Genomic DNA, 23,383 nt, shown 5'->3' with positions numbered 1-23,383 from the left:
GACGGCCTTCGGCCTATTGCTCGCGCAGCCCGGCGACGTTGACCACGCGCGCCACCTGGGCGTAGACATGGCGCTTGTAGCCGTCGTTGAAGGGGCCGCTCGCCAGCGCGCGCCCCAGGTCGTAGGTGCGGTTGTCCGCCTGGCCGCCGGAAGGCCGCAGCGTGCGGGCCAGCACGTCGACACGCACGGTTGTGACGTTGCCCCAGTTGGCGAGCGCATTGGTCCAGTCGTAGCCCGGCACGACCGCACAGGCGGCGGCGTTGTTGGCGCCCGGGTCTTCCACATAGCAGTCGGCGGAACCATTGCTGTCGAGATCCATGCCGTAGCGGATGTGCATATCCTGCACGCCCTGCGCCACGGAGCGCGCCTGGAATGCGCCATTGATCAGCTCAGCCATCTTGAGGGTGGGAATGCCGTCGCCGCCGTTGGTGCAGCGGTCGCAGCCGGCAAGGTAGAAGACGCGCACCACGGCCTGGCGCAGTTCCGCGCGGATGCCGGGATCGCAAGCCTTGGTGAGCAGCGGGAAAGCCGCGGCCGCGCTGGCGTCGAAAACGAAAGACACACTGTCCTCGGGACAGGCGGAGACCTGCAGGTAGGGCACGCCGGGCACCGGCGCAGCCACGGGGGTGGTCGACACGCGCCGTACCACCAGCACTTCCGAATTGGCCGACATATCGGGCAGGCACGGCGCCACCACGCCCGGGGCATAGCCGGCAAGCGCCAGCGGCACGGTGGTGCCCGCAACGAATCCCAATGCCGCTGGATCGGTCGCACACAGCGCCGGACCCGCAAGGGTCGCGCCGCGCGCAATGCTGCCCACCCCGAAGAACCCCGCCAGCTCCACCTCGCGCCGGATCTGCTCCAGCGCGTACCGTCCGTTTTCCACCTGTTCGGCCGATCTGGCGAACTCCGTGCGCGACAGGCTGTTGGCGTAATACAGGCTGGCCAGCGCGGTCAGCAGCACCAGACCGATGGTGATGCCGATCATCAGCTCGATCAGCGAGATGCCGCGCTGGCGGCGCAGGCGCGTGGCGCGGGATGAAGGCACAGGGAAACGCGGCGCGGTCATGACACGGTCCCGAGGGTGCCGATGCGGATCTGGGTGCTGACCGCGCGGCGATAGGCATCGTTGCCGTACTGGTCCTTGCCGCACCCGAGCGCCGGCGCGGCCGTGATGGCCAGGCCCTGCCACGCCACGGTGATGCGGTAGACCTGGTTGACCGCGTCGACGGTCTCGATGCAGCCGCGCGCGCCGATCATCGCGCCCACCGCTTGCGCGGGATCGACCGCGCTGGCGCCCGGACGCATCTCGGCGCTGCCGAGCAAGGCCGCGTTCCAGGCCTGCAGGTCGGCGTTGGCGGTGGCGTTCTGCGCGGCGCTGCCCTGCGTGCATGCGGCCGGCGGCGCGGCCGCGCTGCCCAGCTGCATGCCGGCAGCGCCGTTGGCATAGCACGCTGCCACCTGGCGGTTGGCGTTCAGGCGCGCGGCCATGTCCTGCAGCAGCGCGAGCGCCTGCACGCGCTGGTAGGACTCCATCTCGGTCTGGCCCGAGCGCGCCACCAGTCCGGCGGTACCCAGCAGCGCGACCAGCAGTATCACTACCGCCACCAGCACTTCGATCAGCAGGAAGCCTGCCTGCGCGCGGCGCGCCGGCAGGCGCCGCCGCGATTTAATGATGCGCGTCATGTGCAGGCTCCGGTGGTGGAGGCGATGCGGCCGGTCTCGCTGACCTGCACGCATACGCGCGTGGTGGCCGAGGTCTCGCCGCCGGGCGCGAACTCGAAGGTCATCGCCGCGCCGGTCAGCCGGCCGTCGTTGCCAACTGCCAGGCCGCCGTCCGCACTGGGCGTGATGGTCAGCCCGCCATAGGGCCCGAACGAACGTACCGTCTCGGCGCCCGCGCTCACGGTCCACCCTGCCGTCCAGGCGGCGCCGGCCGGTGCCAGCGAAACCGTGGCATTGCGCTTGACCGCTTCGCTGCGCGCCAGCACCAGCGCCGAAGCCAGGTCGAGCGAGGCGCTGCGCACGCGCTGGCCGGCGATCAGCGTGGCAAAGGAAGGCGCCGCCGCGACCGCCAGGATTGCCAGCACCGACAACGCGCACAGCAACTCGATCAGCGTAAAGCCGCGGCGCGCGGGCCGCCGGCGATCATTCGCGCGCGAAAGGCTGGGCGGCATGGTCAGTTCCAGCAGTCGGTGCCTGCGCCCGACGCGGATTTGGCGCCGGCGCTGGTCAGCGTCAGCGTGCCGCAATCGGTGTCGCTGAGCTGGCTGCCCCTGGGCGTGGCGACGATGCTGTAGCGCGGCGGCGGCGCCGCGGCCGGTGTCACCGTGACGTCGTAGCGCGTGGCCAGCCCGGCGGGCACCGACATGCCGAGCGCGCCGAGGCTGGCGGCATAGGCGCGGTTGTCTACCAGGAAGCGCTCCTGCGCGCTCGAGACCTCCAGCATGAAGGACTCGATCGCCGCGCGGTTCGAGCGCACGACATAACGGCTGTAGTTGGGAATGGCGACGGCGGCAAGAATGGCGATGACCGCCACGGTGATCATCACTTCGATCAGCGTGAAGCCATGCGGCGGCCTGCCCCGGCATGACATGCCGGCAGCCCCCTGAGTCCCGTCAGGCCGGATTCCTGCGTAGGATCCGACCCCCGGGATGACCCTGAATATGACCCGAAACGGCGGGTTGACCCTCCCACCGTGTCGCACTGCCGGGCTTCTGTGTCCCATGCTCGCGCTCCGCTGCTCATTATGTTCCGGACGACCGAATTCCGGAGGTTATGGCGCGGAGTGTAAGTCACGATCTGTTAAGCGGGTAAGGAAAATACGATGCGGATGGACCGGCGTTGTAGCGAAGTGACAGTGGTGTGGCCCGGTGTCATCAGGGGTAAAGATTCCGGTCCGCGCGGACGTTAATCCGCCCGCCTCGCCCGACGCGGTGCGCAGGCGGCCGCACCTGTGCAACAATCGTTACATCCTTGAAGCCGGAGCACCCATGTCGTCCGATCCCCCCGCCTCTTCCCGGCCCGGGACACCAGCGCCGCCATCTTCGCCAGCGCCGCCCCATGACCTGGAGGCATTGCTGGAACTGCTGCGCCGCGGCTTTCCCACCCTCAGCACGCAGTTCCAGGGCGGTGCCCGCTACCTGCTCGACCATCCGCAGGACGTGCCGGTGCTGTCGATGCGCAAGATCGCGGCCAGCGCCGGGGTGCAGCCAGCCACCCTGGTGCGGCTGTCGCAGCACCTGGGCTTCGAGGGCTGGCAGGCCATGCGCGAGCTGTTTGTCGATGCGCTGCGCGGCGGCGCCCAGCCGTATGCGCGGCGCGCGCGCAAGGTGGTGCGCGAAAGCAGCGCCAGCCGCATGCTGGGCGAGATGCTCGAGGCGCAGCACCACAACCTGGACCGGATCGCCGCCAGCAACGAGAAGACCCTGCCGCAAGCCGCCGAGCTGCTGTCGCACGCCGCCTGCGTGCATGTGGCGGGCTTCCGCGCATGCTTCCCGATCGCCTTTACCTTCCACTATGTCTACCGGCTGTTCCGCAGCACCGTGCATTTGATCCGCGCCGATGCCGGCACGCTCGAAATGGAACTGCGCGGCCTGGCGCCCAAGGATGCGGTGGTGGTGGTCAGCTTCGCGCCGTACTCACAGGAAAGCATCCGCGTGGCCGAGGCCGCGCGCGAGTGCGGCTGCAAGGTGATCGCGCTGACCGACAGCACGGTCGCGCCAATCGCGCTGGCCGCGGACTGCACGCTGCTGTTCTCGGTCGAAAGCCCGTCGTTCTTTCCGTCGATCACGGCCGGCGTGGCCGTGGTCGAGGCGCTGGTCGAGCAACTGCTGGCGCGCAAGGGCAAGGGTGCCATCCGCGCGCTGGAGCAGGCCGAGGGCGAATTGCACCGCACCGGCGCCTACGTCACCCCCGGGCACGGCTGAGCGCGCGCAGCGGCGCCAGGCCTGGTCGAAATGCGCGGCCGGGCGGCCTACTACGTGCACTTCTCCCGGTACGCCTGCTGCAGCGACTTCTTCGGCCGGTCCCGTTCCAGCTCCGGCAACTTGCGGCCCTGGGCGGTCTCGATGGCCGGCTCAGTGGCGCGGTACTCGCGCTTGGGCGCCTGCGCGATCTGCTCGGCCAGCGCGCGGCACTCGTCCGACCGGATGCTGGCCGGCGTCGCCGAAGGGTCGGGCCGGTAAGGGGTGGTGCCTTGCTGCACGGCTTCATTGATGGCGGCGGCGGCACCGCCCTGGTCCTGCCTCTGCGCATGCGCGCCGCACGCCACCGCCAGGGCGGCGACGGCGGCAATGCGGGTCAGGATTCGCTGGCGTCTTGGCATGATGCGATGTCTCCTCTGGCTCGACGGTTTCAGGCACGTACCGCGAGCTTAATCGTTCCCGCGCGGCCTGGCACTACCGGCATTTGCGGCACTGGCGACATGACCAGCCTGCTGGTCCTCCCCGGCTTCGGCGCGCTGCGCCGCCTCACGCCAGTCCTGGCGCTGCCGCCGCATCTGTCCCAGCGCCATGCGCGTCATGCTGGCCCACCCGGACGGCCGCGGATCGGCCAGCATGCTGAGCGCGCGGGCGTAATCCAGCGTCAGGCCCGGGGTCCAGGCCATGGTCTTGGCGCGCTTGCGGATCTGCGCCGCCACCCATAGCTCGGGCGTGGTGAGCAGGCGCCACAGCGGCCGCCAGCCGCGGGCCTGGCGCCAGACCCGGGCCGATGCGCCTTCCAGCGCCGCTTCGAGCGCGTGCGAGACCGTGCTGGAGCAATTGCGGTAAGTCAGGTTGTAGGTGGTGTCCTGCCGGTACGCGTCCCAGAAGCGGCGCAGGCGCTCGGGGTCGTAGTTGCGGATGCGCACCTGTACCGTCGACGGGCACCAGGCGCGCGCCTCGGTCTGGTAATCCGGCTGGAACTTGCCCGGCACGTCGTTCTCGCGGGTGGCGCGCAGGATGCGGGTGAAATCATCGGGCGAGCGGTCGATCTCTTCGGCCGGATACAGGCTGATGTAGATGCCCTCGGGCGATTCCAGCGCGGCATGGCCGGTGGAGATCACGCCGTCGCGGTCGACCGCGGCGATATAGCGGTCCACCAGCGGCTGCCGGCGCGCCTCGCCTCGGGCGGAGCCGACCGGGGTCCAGACGTGCACCACCAGCGCATGCTCGCCGGGCTCGGGTGGGCCGTCCCACAGCGTCAGGTCGGGCGCGTCGCTGGCCGTGTGCAGCGTCTGCGCGGTCTCGGCCGGCACCGCATCGGCCTGGTCCATGCCGGGGTTATGGTCCAACCGGCGCAAACGCGAGGCCAGCAGCAACAGGTTCCAGCCGCCGAAGATCAGCCCCAGGCCAAGGCAATACGGCACGGTGCCGACATAGTGGGTCGGGTACGGCTGATAGAAGAAGATCGCGACCAGGATCTCGAACACGCCCACGGCCATCGCCAGGCGCCAGGTGCGGAAGCGCACCACCCGCGCCGACACGATCTGCAGCAGCCCGTCGGCCAGGAACAGCGTGGCGAAGATCATCGACAGCACGAAATGGCCGTGATGGTGGCCCGCCAGGATCAGCAACGCGGCAAGGCAGAACGACAAGCCCTTGACCTGGCGCAGCGTGCGCTGCCCGCCGATGCCGCTGCGCGCCACCACCAGCGTGGCCAGCCCTTCGAGCAGCAGCACCACCGCCAGCGGCGTCATCGGGAAGTAGATGGCGTTGTCCAGCGCATCGACGAACGCCACCACGCCCAGCAGCACGCTCACACAGCCCAGCCACAGCAGGCCGCGCCAGCGCGTGCGCAGGTAGTCGACGCCCAGCAGGATCATTACCAGTCTTGCCATGTCCGCTTATCCCCTTTTGTTGTTGGCCCCGGCCGCGGCCCGTGGCTTGAGCGCAGACGCAATGCGCAGAGGAAGGTGGAACGATACCGACAGACACTAGCCCCGGCGATGCTCGCCGCCTTCGTCGCGCTCCAGTTCCCAGTCGCGGCGCATCATGACATAGGTGAACGAGGTGGACCAGCCGATCAGGATCAGGCCGACCAGCGGCTCGATACTGGCGATCAGGCGGCTGGCGCCCACCGGCACGATATCGCCCAGGCTCTGGGTGGTAAAGGTTTCCAGCGCGAAGTAGGCGTAGAGCAGCGCGTCCGGCTGCGCGCGCGCGGCCCCGACCCCGGGCACCGCCACCCCGGCCAGTCCGCCCAGCCCCAGCACGCGGTCGGCAAACCAGAAGCCCGCGGCGAACACCATCGCCTCGAGGCAATGGACCAGGATGATGCAGACGATCAGCACGCCGATATTCATGCGCCCGCTCCAGCGCCGCGGGTGCATCGCGGACAGCAGGCGCAGCGCCTCGTAATGGATGCCGACCACCGTCACGGTCAGCACGGCGGCGCACAGCAGGGCCAGCGAATAATGTTCGGCGGAGGTTTCCATGCGCGGGGGCGCTCCCGTATGACGTCAGTGCAATCGGGATGGTACGGATCGGGCCGGGCAAAAAAATGACGCCCTCCAAAAATAACACCGGAAGGCGTGGGGGAAAACCAGGACGCGCTACGTGGCCCGCGCGCGTCGTGCGCCGGCCGCCCTGGCAGAGGGTGAGGAGGCGGCCTGGCGGCCGCTGTTTTGCTAGGCGCGACGCGGCGCCGTGGTTCAGTTACCGGACTTGCACGACAGGTTCACATACAGCCCGCCGCCCCAGTTGAAGGTGTTGTTGCCGCTGACCTGGACCTGGACCACGTCGTTGGCGGCCACCGGTGTGGTCGCCGGGGTCGAGCAGGTGCGCTCGCTGTTGTCGAGCACACATTGCGACGCGTCGGTGATGGGCAGCACGTCGACCTGGTCCAGCGCCGTGCCGCTGGCGACACGGTGCGCCGTGACGGTGTACGACGCCTTGGCCGGCACCTGTCCCGCCAGGATCGCGGTCAGGGTGAAGCCGCCCTCGCAGGCCACCGGCATCACTGCGCCGAAGTATGGATCGCTGCTCTGCAGCGTCAGCCCGGTACCGGTCATGACATAGGTGCCGACGCCACCCGGCGGCGCCGTGACGGCGAAGTTGGCGGTGTAGACGGTGGCGGCCGTGCCGGGCTCGCCCTGGTCTCCCTTCTCGCCTTGCTCGCCCTGCTCGCCCTTCTCTCCGGCGGGGCCGGGCGCACCATCGGCACCTGCGGGGCCCGCGGGCCCGACCGGGCCGGTCAGGCCGACCACCGAGATCCCCGCCGGCCACCCGTCCGCCGTCTTCGGCCCGAACAGCGTGCTGGTGGTGGTGTTCAGGTAGAAGCTGCCCACCGCGCCGTCCGCCGCGGTCGGATCGGCCGCGCCATGCAGCAGCGTGGCGCCCGGCGCCCCGGCCACGCCTTGCGGGCCGATCAGCGACACGCCCGCGGGCCACTCGCCGCCGGCCTTCGGGCCGTACAGCGTCGAGTTCGAGACATTGAGGTAGAAATCGCCATCGCCCCCCATGTCCGCGGTGGGCGCATTGGTACCGGACAGGATCGTCTTGCCATCGGCGCCGGCGGGGCCAGGCAGGCTGGCGGCCGGGCCAGCTCCGGCGCTGGTGGAATCGCCACCGCCGCCGCATCCGCCGAGCAGGATGGCAAGGCAGGCGAGCGGAATCGCCGCGCGTTTCAGGTCGATCGGTTGCATCGTGGAAGCCCCCCGTTTTCATGGATTGAAGTCCCGGTGCGATGCCGGGTAGCTCCAATTTAGAAAGCGAGGCGACTGCGATAAATCGTGCATTGGCATGGGCTGTTTCAGCCCTGAAGCGCCAGCCAGAACACGGAAAATGCCCTGGCCATTGCCATGCCCGGCAGTTGAGTCAGCCTGCAAAAAGGCCCGTGAAAATGCGGGACCCGACCATGGGGATGGCCCTCGCGGGCCCCGGCGCCGGCTTCGGCCAAATGGTTGAATACCGGATGAATTGCGAACCGCAGGGCCGGTGAAAGGCCGGCGCGGCAGCGTTCAAACGAGAAACAAAACCGCGCCATTTACCCCTTCGAGAGGGTATGTTCCGCGCCGCCGGCCGGCCTGCCGCCGATGGCAGTGCCATGCACTATGCTGAAGACTCCAACCGTCCCGCGTGGAGGCCACCATGCACAAGTTCCTTTCCATCGCCACGGCCATGGTGCTGTGCGGCGCGTCCGGCATGGCATTCGCCCATAACTGTCCCAACGAGATGAAGGCCATCGATGCCAAGCTGTCGACCAACCCCAAGCTCTCGACGGAGGACGCCGCCAAGGTCTCCAAGCTGCGCGCCGACGGCGAGGCCTATCACAAGGCCGGCAAGCACGATGAATCGATGAAGTCGCTGCTCGAGGCGAAAAAGATCCTGGGCATGTGACAGCCGCTGCCGGACACAAAAAAACCGCCACGCGTCAGGCGTGGCGGTTTTTCAATTTCTGGCCTCAGGAGCCTGACCCGACCTGCTGGATCACGCCGTTGGGCGCCACCAGGTAATACTCGGCGCCGACCCCGACCCAGCGCGTACCCTTGCGCGGCGCCGGCAGGTTGTACTGCTTGTAGTCGTCGATCACATACTGGCGGTCGCGGAACTCGGTGGGCAGCCGGTCGCCCTTCTTCCACTGCTGCACCTGCATATAGGGCGAGCTCTGCGCCATCGGCGCGGACGCGGGCATGGATTCGGTCATCGGGCTGGACCTGGCACCGCCCTGCGCCATCGCGAACGGCGCCGCCAGCACGCTTGCCGCCAGCAACAACACTGGCATCGCTTTCTTGGTCTTCATCGTGATCTCCTTGCGTACGGGAAAACCGAACTGCCGGAGGATCCGACAGCATCTACCAGATTAGTCACAAATGCCGGCAAGCGGGCATCCGGCGGCCGCGGCGCCCTGGGCAAGCGCGGGCGCGTGTGTTCACAATTGTTTGCCGGTCCGGCCCCCATTCGGGGGGGCGCCTCAGGCGCCACCCGTGTCTAGAATGCTCGCACAGAAACAATTTGTTACCAGCAGTTGCCGCCCGGCTCATTTGCTGCAGGCCGCGCTGCAGGCCCGTCCGACGGTGCGACTCAGCGCACGCGCGGGCGCATGCCGCTTTCCATGTTCCCTGGCTTGCGCGCTTTGACGCGCTTCGCACCGCGGGCTTCATTCCCTGCCAGAGAACATCAAGACAGGGGACTCTCCGTGTTGCATGATGCCGGTCTATTCCTGGCACTGGTCAATCCCGCCATTGCCTTGCTGCTTGCTCTCAGCTTCCTGTTTGCGTGGCACCACGAGCGCGCGCGGCCCCACCTGCTGCAGATGGGCGCCTGCTATCTGCTGGCCGCCGCGGCCATCGGCCTGCAGGTCTTGTGGCCGCCGCGCGCTGGCGGCGGGACCGCCACCGTCACCGGCGCGCTCTACCTGGGCAGCGCCGTGCTGCTGCTGCGCGGCATGCTGGCCCGGATCGGCGCGCGCCCTGACCGCTGCGCGGCGGTGGCGCTGCCGCTCGCCCTGTTCGGCATGGTGGCATGGTTCGACCTGGTGTATCCGAGCCTGGTCGCGCGCATCTACGTCCTGAATGTCGGGGTCGCGCTGGTCCTGCTGCCGGGGGTCGCGCCGCTGGCCCGGCTGCGCACCGGCCGCACCGTCGACCGGGTGCTGTTCTGGGTGTACCTGGTGTTCGCGCTCCAGTTCCTGCCGCGCACGCTGCTGGCGCTGGCGCCGGCCGCCGGGCACGATGCCGCCGTGCTGGCGCCCACCACGTACTGGCTATGGCTGCAGGCGACGCTGGCCTTGTTGCTGCTGGCGCTCGGGCTGGCACTGCTGGCAGCCACCGCGCAGGACGTGATCGACGGCTTGCGCCATGAACGCGATACCGATCCGCTGACCCAGCTGCACACGCGCCGCAGCCTCGAGGCGCTGGCGGCGCGCCAGATCCCGCCGCGCCCGGGCGAGGCGCTGAGCGTGCTGCTGTGCGACCTGGACTACTTCAAGTTCATCAACGACAACTACGGCCACAGCGCCGGCGATGCGGTGCTGACGCAGGTCGGCCGCGTCATCGCCGCAGGCATCCGCCGCCGCGATATCGCCGCGCGCCTGGGCGGCGAGGAATTCGTCGTGCTGTTGCCCGATACGCCGCACGAAGCGGCGCTGCAACTGGCGGAGCGGCTGCGCGAGACGCTGGCGCAGACCAGCATGGAGGCCTTGCCAGGCATGCACAACGTGACCGCCAGCTTTGGCGTGGCCACGCTACGGCCCGGAGAAGACCTGGAAGCGCTGCTGATGCGCGCGGACAACGTGCTGTATGCGGCCAAGAACAACGGCCGCAATTGCGTCGAGTGGGAGCGCGAGGCCGGCCTGGCGGCGCTGGCCTGAGGCCCGGTCTGGCGCGGCACGCTGGCGCGCCCGCGCCCGAAAAAGCAGAACCCCCGCAGCGCGGGGGTTCCATGGCGATACCGGCGCGCGTCTATCGCGATGCTCAGAACGGTTAGCGGAACGTGCAGCTGTCAAATTGCCACTAATGCCTGACTACATTAAGAGAAAAAGAAGCAAAATGACTGTTCTCAAGTCGGGTGAGGGCCATGCAGAGCGAGTTTCGGGACGACGCGCATCTCAATACAACTTGGCAAATGGGCTTGCTGTTGTTGCCGGCTATTCTCACCGCGACGACACTTGGGTGGATTTTCAGGAGCGTACTCGAACGCTATGCATCGAGGCCCGGCGACATACTGGAAAGCTTCTCAGGACCTGACCTCTGAAGCATCGGTGAGGACCCAGGCCTGGACAAACCTCACCTATCAATTGAGCCACAGCTATCGCGTGAGCGAAGCTCATAATGCACACTTGACTGGGCTCCAGATCGATCCTCAGAACGGTGTTGCCGATGCTGTGCAGCTCGTGATTTGCTGTCGCTGTATCATCAAAGAATGTCCTCAGACCTTGCGCGCACCGAAGCCATTATGCTGGCCAAAGTCGCACATCGGTATTTCGGCTCCGTCATTTCCCGCTGGTTCCGAGAAGGCACCTCAGTGCGGCTTCGCGGCATACTCCCTGTCGGCGGGGCCTCGACCATCCCACTTCGGTAGGGTCTGCCGGCGCCCCGACCTCGACCTTTCACCGATTTATGGCTGTGGTAACGTTTCTGCTTCGCTCAGCCAATATATCTGAGACATGTCGGCCTATGTAAAGCCTCGCTGGATGCGCGATTTACTGCGCTTTCTTCCCCTGAAGAGCCAATTCGTCTTGTCTGGCAATATCCGGGACCTTCAAGCCTGCGAGGTTGCTCCTGGCATCGTGACGGCGCAGCCCTTGACCGCCGCGCTCTGCGACAATCTCCGGGAAGCCGGATACGCTCAGGTGGTCGTTTGGGATCCGATTTCGGGATTTACCGTAGCCGAAGGCAGGACCAGTTTGGTGGTGCCAGCCGAGGACACGCTCCGCAGCCTCGGATTATCGCCCGTTGATGCTGCCGCGCCTGGAGGGATAGACATGCTGGCGGCAGCCTTCGAACGGCTGGTCAGCCTCGCCGGGGAGCCAGTGGCGCTGGTAGTCGATTTTGCATCGCGGCTGACCGTTCGGCCTGAAACGCTCAGCGCTTCCGAACATAATCTGTTCACGCGCGCCCTGGTGCTTGCACATCAAGCCAAACCTCGTCCTGCGGGGGCGCAACGTCGCCCGTTCTTCAATACGATTCTCTGGGTTGTCGATAAGGAAGGAGACCTGCCGGACTGGCTCCTCATCGACAATCCAAGGGTGAGGCACATTCCCGTATCCAAGCCCGACAGCGCGTCCCGGCGCGCCTTGTCTAAAGTACTCCTTCGTGGCGTGCCAGGCGCACAGGAGGCCTCGCCTGATGTCCTGGCGCAAGCCGACGTCGCATTCGTCGATGGCTCCGAGGGACTCCTGCTGGCTGACATGAACGCGATCGCAACGCTCGCTCGCGTTGAGAATGTCCCTGTCGGGAAGATTGCCGATGCGGTGCGTCGGTACAAGGTCGGCGTGACGGAGGACCCGTGGCTGCAGATTGATCGGGAAAAGATTCGGAACGCAGAAGTGTTCGTTCGAAATCGGGTGAAAGGGCAGGCACACGCTGTCACTCATTTGCTTGACTTGGTCAAGAGAGCCATGACCGGCGTGGGATCGCAGCGCAAGGGGAGCCGCCCCCGCGGGATTGCCTTTCTGGCCGGCCCAACCGGCGTGGGTAAGACTGAGCTTGCAAAGACCGTTACCAGTCTCTTGTTCGGCGATGAAAGCGCCTACATCCGCTTCGACATGTCTGAGTTCAGCGCTGAGCACGCCGATCAACGGCTCATTGGCGCGCCGCCCGGGTATGTCGGGTATGACGTCGGCGGCGAACTCACCAACGCCATCCGGGAAAGGCCGTTCAGCGTCGTGCTGTTTGACGAAGTTGAGAAGGCACATCCGCGCATCCTCGACAAATTCCTACAGATTCTTGACGACGGCGTGCTCACCTCAGGCCGGGGGGACAGAGTCTATTTTTCGGAAGCGCTGATCATTTTCACATCCAACCTGGGGATATACCGACAGGACGATACGGGAGAACGCATTGCCAATGTCCAGCCGGGCGACGCCTTCGAGACGATTCAGGAGAGGGTTCTCACCGAGATACAGCGACACTTCAAGTTGGTCCTGAACCGGCCGGAAATTCTTAACCGCATTGGTGAAAATATTATAGTTTTCGATTTCATTCGCGATGATGTCGGTGAAGAAATCTTCGATCAAATGGTGCGTGCCGTGCTCGATGACATCGCCGGCGAGGGAATAACGATCGAACTGGAAAGCGAATCGTTGGCCGCGCTCAGGAAGCGCTGCTTGCATGACCTTTCGAACGGCGGTCGCGGCATTCGCAACCAGATCGAAGCGCATCTCATCAACCCCCTGGCACGGGGACTCTTTGACCAGAATGCGAAGGCCGGTGACCACTTTGTTCTGACCGGCCTGGCGTCCGGGCAGCTCGAGTTACAAAGGCAGTAGGCATGAACCTGTATCTGTCGCGCGTGCATTTCCCCATCAGGAGCCTTGGACCGGGCCGACGCCTGGGGATCTGGTTCCAGGGCTGCGGCATTCGCTGCCCAGGCTGTATCTCAGCTGACACCTGGGCCGGCAATCGCGGCAAGACCACGCTTGAACGGTTGCTGGCGCGCATTGCCGCGTGGCTGCCGGAGGCGGAGGGCATCACCATTTCCGGCGGCGAGCCTTTTGAGCAGCCAGATGCGCTGATCGCCCTGCTCGAGGTCCTGCGCCAGCGGACGAGCGTCGATATCCTGGTCTACAGCGGACATCCGATAGAGGCACTGACGCCAACGCTTGCCAAAGCGTCCACTCTGATCGATGTCTTGATTTCGGATCCGTTTGACCTGGATGCATCACATACCCGCCCTCTGCGCGGCAGCGACAATCAGCGCATGCATCTGCTCACGGCTTTGGGCCGCGAAAGATTTACCCAGTACGACCGCCTCCTGACGGAAGGAGACAAGTCTCTGGATGTCATGTTTGACGAAGCTGGAAGCGTCTGGCTGGCTGGGATACCCAGTCGGGGTGATTTTCTGCGCTTGCAAGGCCTTTTGAACGACGAGGGTCATCTGGTCCAGATCAGCGCCGACAAGGCGCGAAGCCGATAAGACAGGAAATGTCAGCAATGATGCGTTTTTGCACCAATTGCAGGACCGAGCGGTCCGTGCAGGAGTGGTATTGCGAGGGGACCATTGCCGGCGCGCCCTGCCAGTGGGATCTGTCGAATCTTCCCATTCGCGAATGCGGCTGGAGACCACACGAAGTCGTCACTGCCGAGTCGGCGCAGCGCATTGCTGCTGACTCTGGACGCGTAGGCGCCGCACGGTCATTGCTTTGCACGAATGGCCACCCGATGAACGACGGCGACCTTATGTGCCTCGCGTGCGGTGCTGACCCGACCCCCGGGGCCGGGCATGAAGGCCAACCGCAGCGGCCGTCCGGCGATCCGGCTGACACTACGCAGGAAAGCCCGTCTTCGCCGGAGGAAACCCGGATTGAAGGCTGGCGACTGCTAAGGCAGATATCCGGCACGGATGCGACCCGCGAACGATACCTTGCCCAGCATCGCGACGATAACCGGCAGGCGGTACTCACGCTTTACCGCCCGGGTGCCGAGCCAGATCCGTCGATCTACGAGGTGGTTCGTCGGCTTCCGCGCGGACACGTGCCAGAGATCATTACGACCGGGCGTTGGGATGGTCGCGCATACGAAGTGGCAGAAGAGCTGAGCAACGGGACACTCGCAGACATCGGCATTGCGCTCCAGGACATGCCGACTATCCGACATGTGGTCGATGAACTGGGACAAGCGCTGCAAGCATTCTCTGAAGCCGGACTACGTCACCGGGACCTCCGCCCAAGTACGCTGCTGGTGCGCAGCCGCGACCCCATCGACCTGGTCATCAGCGGTTTCGGGTCGGCCCGCTTGTCGGACTTTGACCTTGACATCGTCTCCCCGCTTGAAACGACGCGCTATATGGCACCCGAGGCGATCGCCGGAGGCGTAGCGGCCGCGTCGGACTGGTGGAGTCTGGGGATGATTCTGCTGGAGCAATTGACGCAGGGGGCATGTTTCGAGGGCGTCAACCCGCACGCGTTCCTGATTCACGTGCTCGCGAACGGCGTCACCCTGCCTGACGACCTCGACCCGTCGCTACACCTGTTGCTTCGCGGTTTGCTTGCTCGCGACCGCCATCAACGATGGCAATGGCCCCAGGTGAAAGCGTGGCTTGAGGGCAAGGATGTCGAGGCCCCGTCCGCGAGCACCAAGGAAGGCGACAGTGAGGAAGGTGTCAGCATCGCGCTCGGCAAGCATCGGTATCGCAAGCCGACCGTCTTTGCATTGGCGGCCGCGGAACGCGAAAATTGGGCGGAAGCACTCGACCATCTGCAGCGCGGGGGGCTTGCCACATGGGCCGAAAACGCGGGGCTTTCGGCGAAGGCGCTCGCCGGCATACGCCACGTCACGCAACTCGATGGCGTCGACGACGATGCGCGGCTCATGATCGCACTAAAGCTACTGAATCCGGAAATTCCGCTCATTCTTCGCGGAGACATTGTTACGCCGGGCTGGCTACTTCAAAACCCGCTCGAGGGGTATGACCTGATCACCGGGCCGGTTCCCCCTTTCCTCGAACGGCTTGAAACCGAGACTTGGCTTTCGCGCCTGCGCTTGCGTGCCGAACAGGTGCGAAATCGGGCGCATGGTCATCATATCGAACTCGACGAGAATACGGTCCGTATCCACCTGCTCTCGACCTCGCGTGCACGCCTGGCCGCCATGTGGGAAGAGAGGCGGCTTCTCCTTCCGGATTCGGACCATCCAGGACTGCTGTCCCTGTCGGAGCGGCGTATCATCGGCGAAGAGGACCTGATTGTCCTCCTGGGTGCGTCCATCAGCCAGTTCCGGTCGGTTGATACCATTCTGGAAGAGGCTTCGCGGCTGGCCGAGATGGAACAGATTCTGGCGTTTGATCCCGAAGCGGCGCGCGCGGAACTCGCGTTGTCGCGAAGCGAACTTTTCCGAAAGGTTGACGACCGGATTGCCGGCTTTGCACGCACAGGCAACAAATCGATCGACGGCTGGGCCGAGCACTTCCGGCTTGAGCGTCGCCTGCCGCTCCACCAAGCCATCGTCCTCCTGTCGGTGCCGGTCGAGCAATGGCTGGGACCGCAAAAGCAGCAGTATGTCACTCAAATACTCGACTTCTTCGAGAAAAGGGTAGCGACGGCAGTTCTGCGTGGGCCTCTCGTGCGGATGACGATTGGCAAAACGACGGGCCGCGTCGATATTCACGAATTGAACGCCGATCGACACGCCAGTGCCGCAATACTAGAGCACCTGCTTCAGCGGAACGTGCAGACCGTGGCGATTGATCCGTCGATCTTCGGCACCAGCCCGAGCCTTGAGAGCCGCCTCGCCACGCTGTACCGGCAAACTTCCCTCTATAAAAGGGATACAGGCATTGACGGCCTTTATCTCGGCTTTCCCTTCCTGCTTTGGAAGGACACACGTAGTAACACCAAGCCTCGCATCGCACCGGTGTTGCTATGGCCGGTCAAGCTCCTGACGGAACTAGGTGCGCGCGGTCAGGTAGCGCTTGCCTTCGATGGTGAACGCGAAGAGGTCCGCCTCAACCCGGCGCTGGAGGGCCTGCTCGGTCGCGAGGCCATCAAGGCATGGCGGTCGGCGGCGGAAGACGTCCTTAGCCGCTCCGCCCTGAAGATTGCCGACGTGATCGACGCCTTTGGCATGGTGGCGGCTGCCGCGAGCAGACAGCTCGGGGCATTGCCGTCGGCGAACGTCGAGGTTCGCCCCGGCCAGCAGCAACTGTCTTGCTCCGCCGTGTTATTCCACGTCACGTTCATGGGGCAAGCAATCGGTGAAGACCTGCGTCAGTTGAAATCCCTGTCGCCGTCGGGCACCGCGCTTGAGACCATGCTGCGCCTCAAGGACAAGGCCGAGGCTGAACCTGCACCCGATAGTCACGCGGAAATCGACAGATACCTGACTGTGGCAAGCGATCCGTCGCAGGAGTCCGCCATTTTGCAGGCCCGTCAGGGGCCGGGCCTCCTGGTCGAAGGACCTCCCGGCACAGGAAAGAGCCAGACGATCGTCAACATGGTTGCGGACGCTATCGGGCACGGAAGAAGTCTGCTGATCGTCTGTCAGAAGCACGCGGCGCTGGAGGTGGTTCACAAGCGGCTCGTGGCTGAGGGTCTCGGAGACCGGATTATCATGGTCAACGATGTCAACAAGGATCGGGAACCGACCATACGCGCCGTGCGCGAGCAACTCGACGCCATTTTCAAGGGCTCGTCATTCGACAATGGCTGGACTCGGCAACGAGAGCGGATGGCGGCGCGAATCGAAGCACTCGAAGGAGAGCTAGACCGCCATCACCTGGCACTCCATGCAGTGGATGAAGCCACTGGCCTGAGCTATCGGGTGCTCCTCGGCGAGCTGATACAGCTTGAAACGGGGGAGCCGCCAGTTGACGTACCGCAGTTGCGGAGCAAGCTGTCCACCATGGACATCTCCACGCTGACCACGATCGAAGAGCAATGCTCCCCGCTCGCCCGGTATTGGTTGCCGGCACGGTTCGAAGGCAGCGCGCTTGTCCAGTTGAAGCCATTTGCAACGGATCCGGCGACCATCAAGGAATTTCACACGGCGTTCGCTTCCTTCCTCGAGGCCGAGCAGCTTCGAATAGATGCCATTGCGGCCCATCCCGCTAGATTCGACGTGGACGACCCTGCGCCATATCGCGCGTGGCTGGATGCCAATGCACGCACCCTAGTCGAACTTGACGACATACAGCGCAAACGCCTGGCGCAATGGTTACCGCTGTTCCGCCCGGCGGGCCAGGCCGATTCGCCAGGACACGTACACTACGCGTCGCTCAAGGCGCTGTATCAGGACCTCGTCCAGACGGACAACGGCCCCTTCGACGAACGACTATCTCCCGCCCTTGCCCGACTGCCTGCTTCCGAGCTTGCCCACATCGAAGTCCGCGCCACGCTCGCTACGCGTGCGCCGACATTCTTTGATCGTCTCAACCCGGCAACCTACATTCGGCGCCGTGGCCTATTGAAGTTCGTGGCCGGCCTTGGCGCACCTGACACGAATGAAACCCTTAACCGGCTGCTGGCCGCCGCACGCCTGGAGCTGAGGTGGCGGCCGTTGCGCGAATCCCTGAATACGACGAGCCAATCCCTACGTCTGGAGACCGTTGACCAGGACAGCGGCCCAACGCTTGCCGATGAATGTCTGATACGCCTCCGTCAACTCGAGGAAGTCCGGGAACTGGCGCAACATCTGGCCATTGCCCCGCGCGGTGACGAGTTCGATTCCGCCGTCATGACGGGCGACCGGGCTCCCGTTGAACAGCTCCTTGACGGATTTGAAACAGCGTTCATCCGCTACAACGCACGCAAGCACAGTACGGACGCGCTCTTGTCGCTGACGGACTGGTTCTCCCCGGAGCTCTTCGAAGCCTGCAAAGATGCGGTCGCCCGGAATATCAGCTATCAGGCGCCGCTGAACCGGATTCACGACGCACTGCCAACGTTGCCGGCGTATCAACAGTTCCGTACCCGTGCCCGACATCTGGGCAATGCTGCGCTTGAGATCTTTTCGTTGATGCGCACGCAAGAAGCTTCTCTGACAAGGGTGCGCCCCGAGAATCTGGACTCGGAGGTGCGCCGCCTGATCAACCGCGAAGCACGCTTGGGCTGGAAACGCAAAATGGAGCAGGCATATCCCGAACTGCTGTTGGACCAGAACGAGACAAAGGCAAAAATTGAAGCCTTGGCTGCCGCGGATGAGCAAATGCGCCATCTCAACCGCGACGTACTTCGTGAGGGCGTGGATCGTGGCAAGCTGCGTACGGCGCGCGAGTGGGAAGACGTAACCCGTCTGACAGGGCGCCGTTCCCGGCGCCTTCGGGAATTCATCGAACTCGGCGCCGGGCTCGGGCTGATGACCCTTCGTCCCGTGTGGCTCATGAACCCCGACGTGGCCAGTCGCGTTCTTCCGCTCAAATCGAACCTGTTTGACGCGGTCGTCTATGACGAGGCGTCGCAGATGCCGGTCGAATATGCCCTGCCTACCCTCTTTCGAGCCACCCTTTCGATTGTCAGCGGCGACGAGAAACAAATGCCGCCGACTGCCTTCTTCTCGAGTCGCGCAGAAAGCGACGAAGCGGAACTCTTCGATGGCGAACAGCCGGACGACGACGCGACAGAGGAAGAACGGGAGATTTTCGAAGACACGTGGAACCGGCGCGAGATCAAAGACTGTCCCGATCTGTTGCAGCTAGCCCGAACAACATTGCCGAGCTCGACGCTGCAGATTCACTACCGCTCTGCCTACCGCGAGCTGATTGGCTACTCGAATGCGGCTTTTTATGAGAACAATCTGAGTGTGCCGGTTCGCCATCCGGACGAAACCGTACGCGAGGTGAGACCTCTCGAACTCATTCAGGTCGACGGTCTGTATGAGCAGCAAACCAACGAAGCCGAGGCAGGCCGTGTGGTTGAGTATCTTGCCAAACTCTGGCAACAACCCTTCGACGAGCGGCCTTCCGTGGGCGTTGTGACCTTCAATCGCAAGCAGGCCGACCTGATCGAGGAAAAGCTGGAACTGCGCGCGGAAGAGGACATCCATTTCCGGAATGCATACCGGGAAGAAAGCGATCGTATTGAAGGCGGCGAGGACATGGCTGTCTTTGTCAAGAACGTCGAGAATGTTCAGGGCGACGAGCGCGACGTCATTGTTTTCTCGACGACCTTCGGTCGGAACAGCCAGGGCACGTTCCGTCGCCATTTCGGCGTTCTCGGCCAGAAAGGTGGCGAGCGTCGACTGAACGTTGCGGTCACGCGGGCGCGCAGGAAAGTAATTCTTGTGACATCCATGCCCATTCGCGAAATCTCCGACATGCTCAACACCCATCGCAAGCCGGCCATCCCACGAGACTATCTGCAGGGCTACATGGAGTATGCACGAGCCATGTCGAACGGCGAGCTCCCGAGCGGCCGCGCTCTCCTGGCCAGGATGTCCAATGAACGGGCTCAGGCCAGATCCGAGGAACGCGACAAGATCGACGGCTTCGCGAACGACGTCCTGGCATACATTGGATTGTGTGGCTTCCACGCCGTGCCGGCGCAGGAAGGTGATGCCTTCGGCATGGATTTCGCCATCGCCGATCCCAAAACGGGGCTGTACGCCATCGGGATCGAATGTGACGCTCCGCGACACCCCTTGTTGCGGCGTGCTCGTGCCCGCGAGATCTGGCGTCCGTCGGTTTTGCGGCGTGCGATACCACATCTGCACCGCGTATCTTCTCAAGCGTGGTATCACAACGGCGACGAAGAGCGCGCGCGACTCAAATCCGCCATTGAGGCCGCCCTGGCTATGGAGAGTTCAGCATGAGTGGCCCAAAGGTCGTACGCATTGTGACGCGCGAAGAGATCCTCGCCATCTGTGAGGGACAACTTCGCCAACTGGATCAGGCAATAACGCAATGGACCGCTCAGTGCGGGGAGATGGGAGAGCTTTCCGACGCAGAGGCAAGCGCAACGCGCGAGCGCCGACGTGTGCTCGCTGAGCTGCTGAAACAAGATGCCTTCATAGATTTGCAGAAGAGAGTCCCTGAGGAAATCGCCTTTCTCAAGGCTGACGCGCTTCGGCGTGAACGCTTGGCAATAGAAAGGGCCGCGGCGGCACGGCAGCGGGGGCGCAGGGGAAAGGAGAACGCGGCCACCCTTCTCAACGTGCTCAAAGCATGTGGCAGGAACGTTCCCGATGAGCTGAAAAAGCAACTGGAGTCGATCGCCCGCGGCGAAGGCGCCGATCATGTCGATGCGCTTCTCGCTCAGGGTTTCAATCTGCTGGCTACGGAGCAGAAATCGGCCCTGACCGCCGCACAGCGAGACCTGGCAAATCGGCTTGCCGAGCCCAACGAAGGGCAGAGTTTCGAAGCGTGGAAAGCGAGAAACAAGCCCACATCCCCCGTGGACATGCTGCTCGAGCGCGTGGACGCCCAGATTGCCGAAGCAGAGATCATTCTTGGTCGCGAGGAAACAGCGACGTACCTTACGCGGCTGCGATCGATGGAAAGCGAGCCAAATGAAGCACGAAGGAAGCTGCTGCTCGACAGCCTCATTCTCGACTTGTCAAAGGGAATAGAAACAGCGCGGGCTCGGCGCTCCGCCATTGAGAAACTTGTCGAAATTGCGGTACAAATCGAGCCGTTTACTTCCGAGGCGTCGACATCGCTGCGCGCGCAAGCCGCGGCTTGTACCGGAGCGACGCCCATATCGACGCTCACGGCACTTGTCGAACAGTGCCAGACTTTGCTCGAGAGTGAATTGCGGCGTAAGGCGGCAGAGGCGCGACGGGAAGTCATCCTACAAGGGCTTGCCCAACTTGGCTACGAGGTTCATGAAGGCATGGCCACAGCATGGGCAACAGATGGACGCGTCGTCCTGCGCAAATCTTCCTTGCCAGGCTACGGCGTCGAAATTGGCGGCCAGGCTGAATCGAGTCGCCTTCAGGTTCGTGCTGTTGCACTGACCAGCGATCGCGACACAAACCGCGACAAGGATGTGGAGACGATCTGGTGCGGAGAATTTGCCCGACTGCAGCAACTCGTCACCGAAAATGGAAGTGGCCTGCTTATTGAAAGGGCAATGGGTATCGGGCAGGTGCCCCTCAAGGTTGTTGACGATACCCGTCAGACTTCAGAATCGATCGACAATCGAAAGCTGTCGTCCCGACGCGCCATCTAGCGACAAAAAGTCGGTCGCTTGGCGTCAGTGACTGCGACCCACAAATTCCCGTCTAACCCATTGATTGGACGGGAATTTCAGGGCCTTTCGTTACACTTTTAGCGCAAGTTCCGATTAGAACGGAATGTCGTCGTCCATATCCTCGAAGCCGTTCGAGGCCGGCTGCTGCGGACGGCGCGCGGCGCCGCCCTGCTGGCCACCGCCCTGCGCGCCGCGGCCGCCGCCATAGCCGCCGCCCGAGGCTTCGCGGCTATAGCCACCGCCACCACCGCCGCCGCCGTAGCCGCCTTCATCGCCGCCACCGCCGCCGCCGCCCTGGCGCGAACCCAGCATCTGCATCTGGTCGGCAACGATCTCGGTGGAGTACTTGTCCTGGCCGGACTGGTCCTGCCACTTGCGGGTGCGGATGCGGCCCTCGATATAGACCGACGAGCCCTTGCGCAGATACTGGGCGGCGATTTCGGCCAGCTTGCCGAACATCGCCACGCGGTGCCATTCGGTGGCTTCCTTCATCTCGCCGGACTGCTTGTCCTTGTAGCGGTCGGTGGTAGCCAGGCGCAGGTTGGTGACCGCGTCGCCGCTGGGCATGTAGCGCGTTTCGGGGTCTGCGCCGAGGTTGCCGACGAGAATGACTTTGTTGACCGATGCCATGTGAATGTTCTCCAAAAGCCACGCGCGGTGTTGAAAAGCGTGGCAATACGATGACGGTAAAAGCGGGTTGTGGTGTGACGCCGTAGTTTGACGCGATAGCGCGGCGACGTAAACGGCGACGTAAACGAACATCGCGCCCCCGCCAGAATGCCGGGTGGCGCGATGATGCTAGGCCTCTTTCCGGCCCGAATGCTTTACGAAATGATGCGGAACCAGGCGCCGGCTCAGGCCGCGGTCGCCGGTGCGGCTTCCTGCCCGCGCGCCGGCGGCGCCTTCATGCTCCAGGCGATTATAAGCCACAGCAACAGCACCGCCGCGCAGCCGACGAACACGGCACTGCGGCCCTCGTGCTTGAGCAGCCAGCCACCGGCGGCGCCGCCCAGGAACAGGCCCAGCGCCTGAGTGGTGTTGTAGACCCCGAGCGCCGCGCCGCGCGCGGCCGCGGCGTAGCGCGACACCAGCGAAGGCTGCATCGCCTCCAGCACGTTGAAGGCGACGAAGAACAGCAGCAAGACCCCGACGATGGCCCACAGCCCGTGCACCGCGGCGAACAGCAGCTGCACCGCGGTCATCAGCGCGACCGCGCCCAGCAGCACCGGGCGCACGCGGCCGTAGCGCTCGGCCGCCATCATCGGGCCCAGCATCAGCACGAACGACACCAGCACCACCGGCAGGTAGACCTTCCAGTGCTGGTCCAGCGGCATGCCGGCATCGGCCAGCATCGCCGGCACCACCATAAACATCGCCACCTGCGACGCGTGCAGCGCCAGCACGCCGACATTGAGCCGCGCCAGGTCGCCGTTGAGCAGCACCTTGCGGAACGGCAGCCGCACCGGGTGCGGCGGCGGCGGGGTCGGCACCAGGAACACGGTCACGCCGATGGCGACCAGGCCCAGCACCGACATCAGCCCGAAGATGCCGGACATGCCGATGCTGTGCAGCAGCGGCGAGGCAATCACCAGCGACAGCGCGAAGGTCAGCCCGATGCTGCCGCCCACCATCGCCATGGCCTTGGTGCGATGGCGCTCGCGGGTCAGGTCGGCGATGCAGGCGGTGATGGCGGCGGAGATCGCGCCCATGCCCTGCAGCGCGCGCCCGGCGATGATGCCGGACAGCGTGTCGGAGAACGCAGCCACCAGGCCGCCGGCGATGAACAGCAGCAGGCCGCCCACCATCACCGGCTTGCGTCCGACGCGGTCGGACAGCCAGCCCAGCGGGATGTGCAGGAACGCCTGCATCAGGCCGTAGATGCCCATCGCCAGGCCGACGCGCTGCACGTCTTGCCCGTCGGGCAGGGCCCGGGCGTACTCGGCAAAGACCGGCAGGATCAGGAACAGGCCCAGCATGCGCAGCGCAAAGATGCTGGCCAGCGAGACCGCGGCGCGCAGTTCGGCGCGCGTCATGCGTTCGCGCGCGGGGGCCTGGGATGCGTCGGCGGCACCCGTTTCCGGGGAAGAAGAAGGGATCGACGGCATTGCGATCGTGGGAT

Annotated in this window: 18 protein-coding genes; 7 read left to right on the top strand and 11 right to left on the bottom strand. The window is 64.7% G+C overall.

What is annotated here, in order from left to right; genetic code table 11:
- Positions 1–13: 13 nt before the first annotated feature.
- Genes GA0116996_RS04225 through GA0116996_RS04210 form a run of 4 tightly spaced genes read right to left on the bottom strand, consistent with a single transcriptional unit; the run spans position 14 to position 2,596 of the window.
- Positions 14–1,069 carry a PilW family protein gene (locus tag GA0116996_RS04225; protein WP_092307603.1) on the bottom strand — a complete coding sequence of 352 codons (1,056 nt, stop codon included), beginning with the start codon at positions 1,067–1,069 and terminating at the stop codon, positions 14–16.
- Complete coding sequence (pilV, locus tag GA0116996_RS04220) at positions 1,066–1,686, bottom strand: type IV pilus modification protein PilV (RefSeq protein WP_092307602.1); 621 nt, start codon at positions 1,684–1,686, stop codon at positions 1,066–1,068. Before pilV ends, GA0116996_RS04225 begins: the two co-directional genes overlap by 4 nt.
- The gene (locus GA0116996_RS04215) at positions 1,683–2,177 is read right to left on the bottom strand and encodes a GspH/FimT family pseudopilin (RefSeq protein ID WP_092307600.1); all 495 of its coding nucleotides are present in this window, start codon (positions 2,175–2,177) and stop codon (positions 1,683–1,685) included. Before GA0116996_RS04215 ends, pilV begins: the two co-directional genes overlap by 4 nt.
- A 2-nt stretch (positions 2,178–2,179) precedes the next feature.
- Positions 2,180–2,596 (bottom strand): type IV pilin protein, encoded by a 417-nt coding sequence (locus GA0116996_RS04210; RefSeq protein WP_243419613.1) that lies wholly within the window; start codon positions 2,594–2,596, stop codon positions 2,180–2,182.
- A gap of 397 nt (positions 2,597–2,993) precedes the next feature.
- Between GA0116996_RS04210 and GA0116996_RS04205 the strand changes: the two genes are divergently transcribed.
- On the top strand, positions 2,994–3,929 hold the full coding sequence (locus GA0116996_RS04205) for a MurR/RpiR family transcriptional regulator (protein ID WP_092307597.1): 936 nt from the start codon (positions 2,994–2,996) through the stop codon (positions 3,927–3,929).
- Positions 3,930–3,979: 50 nt separating this feature from the next.
- Here GA0116996_RS04205 and GA0116996_RS04200 read toward each other — a convergent pair whose 3' ends face one another.
- The 4 genes from GA0116996_RS04200 to GA0116996_RS04185 all read right to left on the bottom strand — a co-directional run bounded on the left by GA0116996_RS04200 (position 3,980) and on the right by GA0116996_RS04185 (position 7,627).
- Positions 3,980–4,327 carry a hypothetical protein gene (locus GA0116996_RS04200; RefSeq protein ID WP_092307595.1) on the bottom strand — a complete coding sequence of 116 codons (348 nt, stop codon included), beginning with the start codon at positions 4,325–4,327 and terminating at the stop codon, positions 3,980–3,982.
- A 48-nt stretch (positions 4,328–4,375) separates the two neighbouring features.
- The gene (locus tag GA0116996_RS04195) at positions 4,376–5,821 is read right to left on the bottom strand and encodes an HdeD family acid-resistance protein (protein WP_092307593.1); all 1,446 of its coding nucleotides are present in this window, start codon (positions 5,819–5,821) and stop codon (positions 4,376–4,378) included.
- A 96-nt stretch (positions 5,822–5,917) separates the two neighbouring features.
- Positions 5,918–6,418: an ion channel gene (locus tag GA0116996_RS04190; protein ID WP_092307591.1), complete on the bottom strand. Its 501-nt coding sequence runs from the start codon at positions 6,416–6,418 to the stop codon at positions 5,918–5,920.
- 216 nt (positions 6,419–6,634) lie between these two features.
- Entirely contained in the window at positions 6,635–7,627 is a 993-nt protein-coding gene (locus GA0116996_RS04185) for a collagen-like domain-containing protein (RefSeq protein WP_092307578.1), read from the bottom strand.
- A 445-nt stretch (positions 7,628–8,072) separates the two neighbouring features.
- Here GA0116996_RS04185 and GA0116996_RS04180 point away from each other — a divergent pair, with 445 nt between their 5' ends.
- Positions 8,073–8,321 carry a hypothetical protein gene (locus GA0116996_RS04180; RefSeq protein ID WP_092307576.1) on the top strand — a complete coding sequence of 83 codons (249 nt, stop codon included), beginning with the start codon at positions 8,073–8,075 and terminating at the stop codon, positions 8,319–8,321.
- A 64-nt stretch (positions 8,322–8,385) separates the two neighbouring features.
- On the opposite strand, the gene GA0116996_RS04175 is transcribed toward GA0116996_RS04180, so the two are convergent.
- Positions 8,386–8,724, bottom strand: coding sequence for an RcnB family protein (locus GA0116996_RS04175; protein ID WP_092307574.1), 339 nt, complete (start codon positions 8,722–8,724; stop codon positions 8,386–8,388).
- Positions 8,725–9,120: 396 nt separating this feature from the next.
- On the opposite strand from GA0116996_RS04175, the gene GA0116996_RS04170 reads away from it, so the two are divergent.
- From GA0116996_RS04170 to GA0116996_RS04150, 5 genes are all read left to right on the top strand, one after another.
- Positions 9,121–10,293 (top strand): GGDEF domain-containing protein, encoded by a 1,173-nt coding sequence (locus GA0116996_RS04170; protein WP_092307572.1) that lies wholly within the window; start codon positions 9,121–9,123, stop codon positions 10,291–10,293.
- A gap of 795 nt (positions 10,294–11,088) precedes the next feature.
- Positions 11,089–12,912 carry an AAA family ATPase gene (locus GA0116996_RS04165; RefSeq protein ID WP_092307570.1) on the top strand — a complete coding sequence of 608 codons (1,824 nt, stop codon included), beginning with the start codon at positions 11,089–11,091 and terminating at the stop codon, positions 12,910–12,912.
- Positions 12,913–12,914: 2 nt separating this feature from the next.
- Positions 12,915–13,559 carry a 4Fe-4S single cluster domain-containing protein gene (locus tag GA0116996_RS04160; protein WP_092307568.1) on the top strand — a complete coding sequence of 215 codons (645 nt, stop codon included), beginning with the start codon at positions 12,915–12,917 and terminating at the stop codon, positions 13,557–13,559.
- A 17-nt stretch (positions 13,560–13,576) separates the two neighbouring features.
- The gene (locus GA0116996_RS04155) at positions 13,577–19,885 is read left to right on the top strand and encodes an AAA domain-containing protein (RefSeq protein ID WP_092307566.1); all 6,309 of its coding nucleotides are present in this window, start codon (positions 13,577–13,579) and stop codon (positions 19,883–19,885) included.
- Positions 19,882–21,243 (top strand): hypothetical protein, encoded by a 1,362-nt coding sequence (locus tag GA0116996_RS04150; protein WP_092307564.1) that lies wholly within the window; start codon positions 19,882–19,884, stop codon positions 21,241–21,243. Before GA0116996_RS04155 ends, GA0116996_RS04150 begins: the two co-directional genes overlap by 4 nt.
- A 114-nt stretch (positions 21,244–21,357) precedes the next feature.
- On the opposite strand, the gene GA0116996_RS04145 is transcribed toward GA0116996_RS04150, so the two are convergent.
- Both GA0116996_RS04145 and GA0116996_RS04140 read right to left on the bottom strand, forming a co-directional pair.
- Entirely contained in the window at positions 21,358–21,894 is a 537-nt protein-coding gene (locus tag GA0116996_RS04145) for a single-stranded DNA-binding protein (protein ID WP_092307562.1), read from the bottom strand.
- 224 nt (positions 21,895–22,118) lie between these two features.
- A complete protein-coding gene (locus GA0116996_RS04140) occupies positions 22,119–23,369 on the bottom strand; it encodes an MFS transporter (RefSeq protein ID WP_092307560.1) in 1,251 nt (416 codons plus the stop codon).
- Positions 23,370–23,383 lie beyond the last annotated feature (14 nt).

This window comes from Cupriavidus alkaliphilus (assembly GCF_900094595.1).
Taxonomy (GTDB): Bacteria; Pseudomonadota; Gammaproteobacteria; order Burkholderiales; family Burkholderiaceae; genus Cupriavidus; species Cupriavidus alkaliphilus.
This window is presented reverse-complemented; position numbering and strand designations above follow the sequence as displayed.

Coding starts and splice junctions, on each gene's coding strand:
- GA0116996_RS04225 (WP_092307603.1), bottom strand. CDS start 1,069: ATGACCGCGCCGCGTTTCCCTGTGCCTTCATCCCGCGCCACGCGCCTG.
- pilV (WP_092307602.1), bottom strand. CDS start 1,686: ATGACGCGCATCATTAAATCGCGGCGGCGCCTGCCGGCGCGCCGCGCG.
- GA0116996_RS04215 (WP_092307600.1), bottom strand. CDS start 2,177: ATGCCGCCCAGCCTTTCGCGCGCGAATGATCGCCGGCGGCCCGCGCGC.
- GA0116996_RS04210 (WP_243419613.1), bottom strand. CDS start 2,596: ATGTCATGCCGGGGCAGGCCGCCGCATGGCTTCACGCTGATCGAAGTG.
- GA0116996_RS04205 (WP_092307597.1), top strand. CDS start 2,994: ATGTCGTCCGATCCCCCCGCCTCTTCCCGGCCCGGGACACCAGCGCCG.
- GA0116996_RS04200 (WP_092307595.1), bottom strand. CDS start 4,327: ATGCCAAGACGCCAGCGAATCCTGACCCGCATTGCCGCCGTCGCCGCC.
- GA0116996_RS04195 (WP_092307593.1), bottom strand. CDS start 5,821: ATGGCAAGACTGGTAATGATCCTGCTGGGCGTCGACTACCTGCGCACG.
- GA0116996_RS04190 (WP_092307591.1), bottom strand. CDS start 6,418: ATGGAAACCTCCGCCGAACATTATTCGCTGGCCCTGCTGTGCGCCGCC.
- GA0116996_RS04185 (WP_092307578.1), bottom strand. CDS start 7,627: ATGCAACCGATCGACCTGAAACGCGCGGCGATTCCGCTCGCCTGCCTT.
- GA0116996_RS04180 (WP_092307576.1), top strand. CDS start 8,073: ATGCACAAGTTCCTTTCCATCGCCACGGCCATGGTGCTGTGCGGCGCG.
- GA0116996_RS04175 (WP_092307574.1), bottom strand. CDS start 8,724: ATGAAGACCAAGAAAGCGATGCCAGTGTTGTTGCTGGCGGCAAGCGTG.
- GA0116996_RS04165 (WP_092307570.1), top strand. CDS start 11,089: ATGTCGGCCTATGTAAAGCCTCGCTGGATGCGCGATTTACTGCGCTTT.
- GA0116996_RS04160 (WP_092307568.1), top strand. CDS start 12,915: ATGAACCTGTATCTGTCGCGCGTGCATTTCCCCATCAGGAGCCTTGGA.
- GA0116996_RS04155 (WP_092307566.1), top strand. CDS start 13,577: ATGATGCGTTTTTGCACCAATTGCAGGACCGAGCGGTCCGTGCAGGAG.
- GA0116996_RS04150 (WP_092307564.1), top strand. CDS start 19,882: ATGAGTGGCCCAAAGGTCGTACGCATTGTGACGCGCGAAGAGATCCTC.
- GA0116996_RS04145 (WP_092307562.1), bottom strand. CDS start 21,894: ATGGCATCGGTCAACAAAGTCATTCTCGTCGGCAACCTCGGCGCAGAC.
- GA0116996_RS04140 (WP_092307560.1), bottom strand. CDS start 23,369: ATGCCGTCGATCCCTTCTTCTTCCCCGGAAACGGGTGCCGCCGACGCA.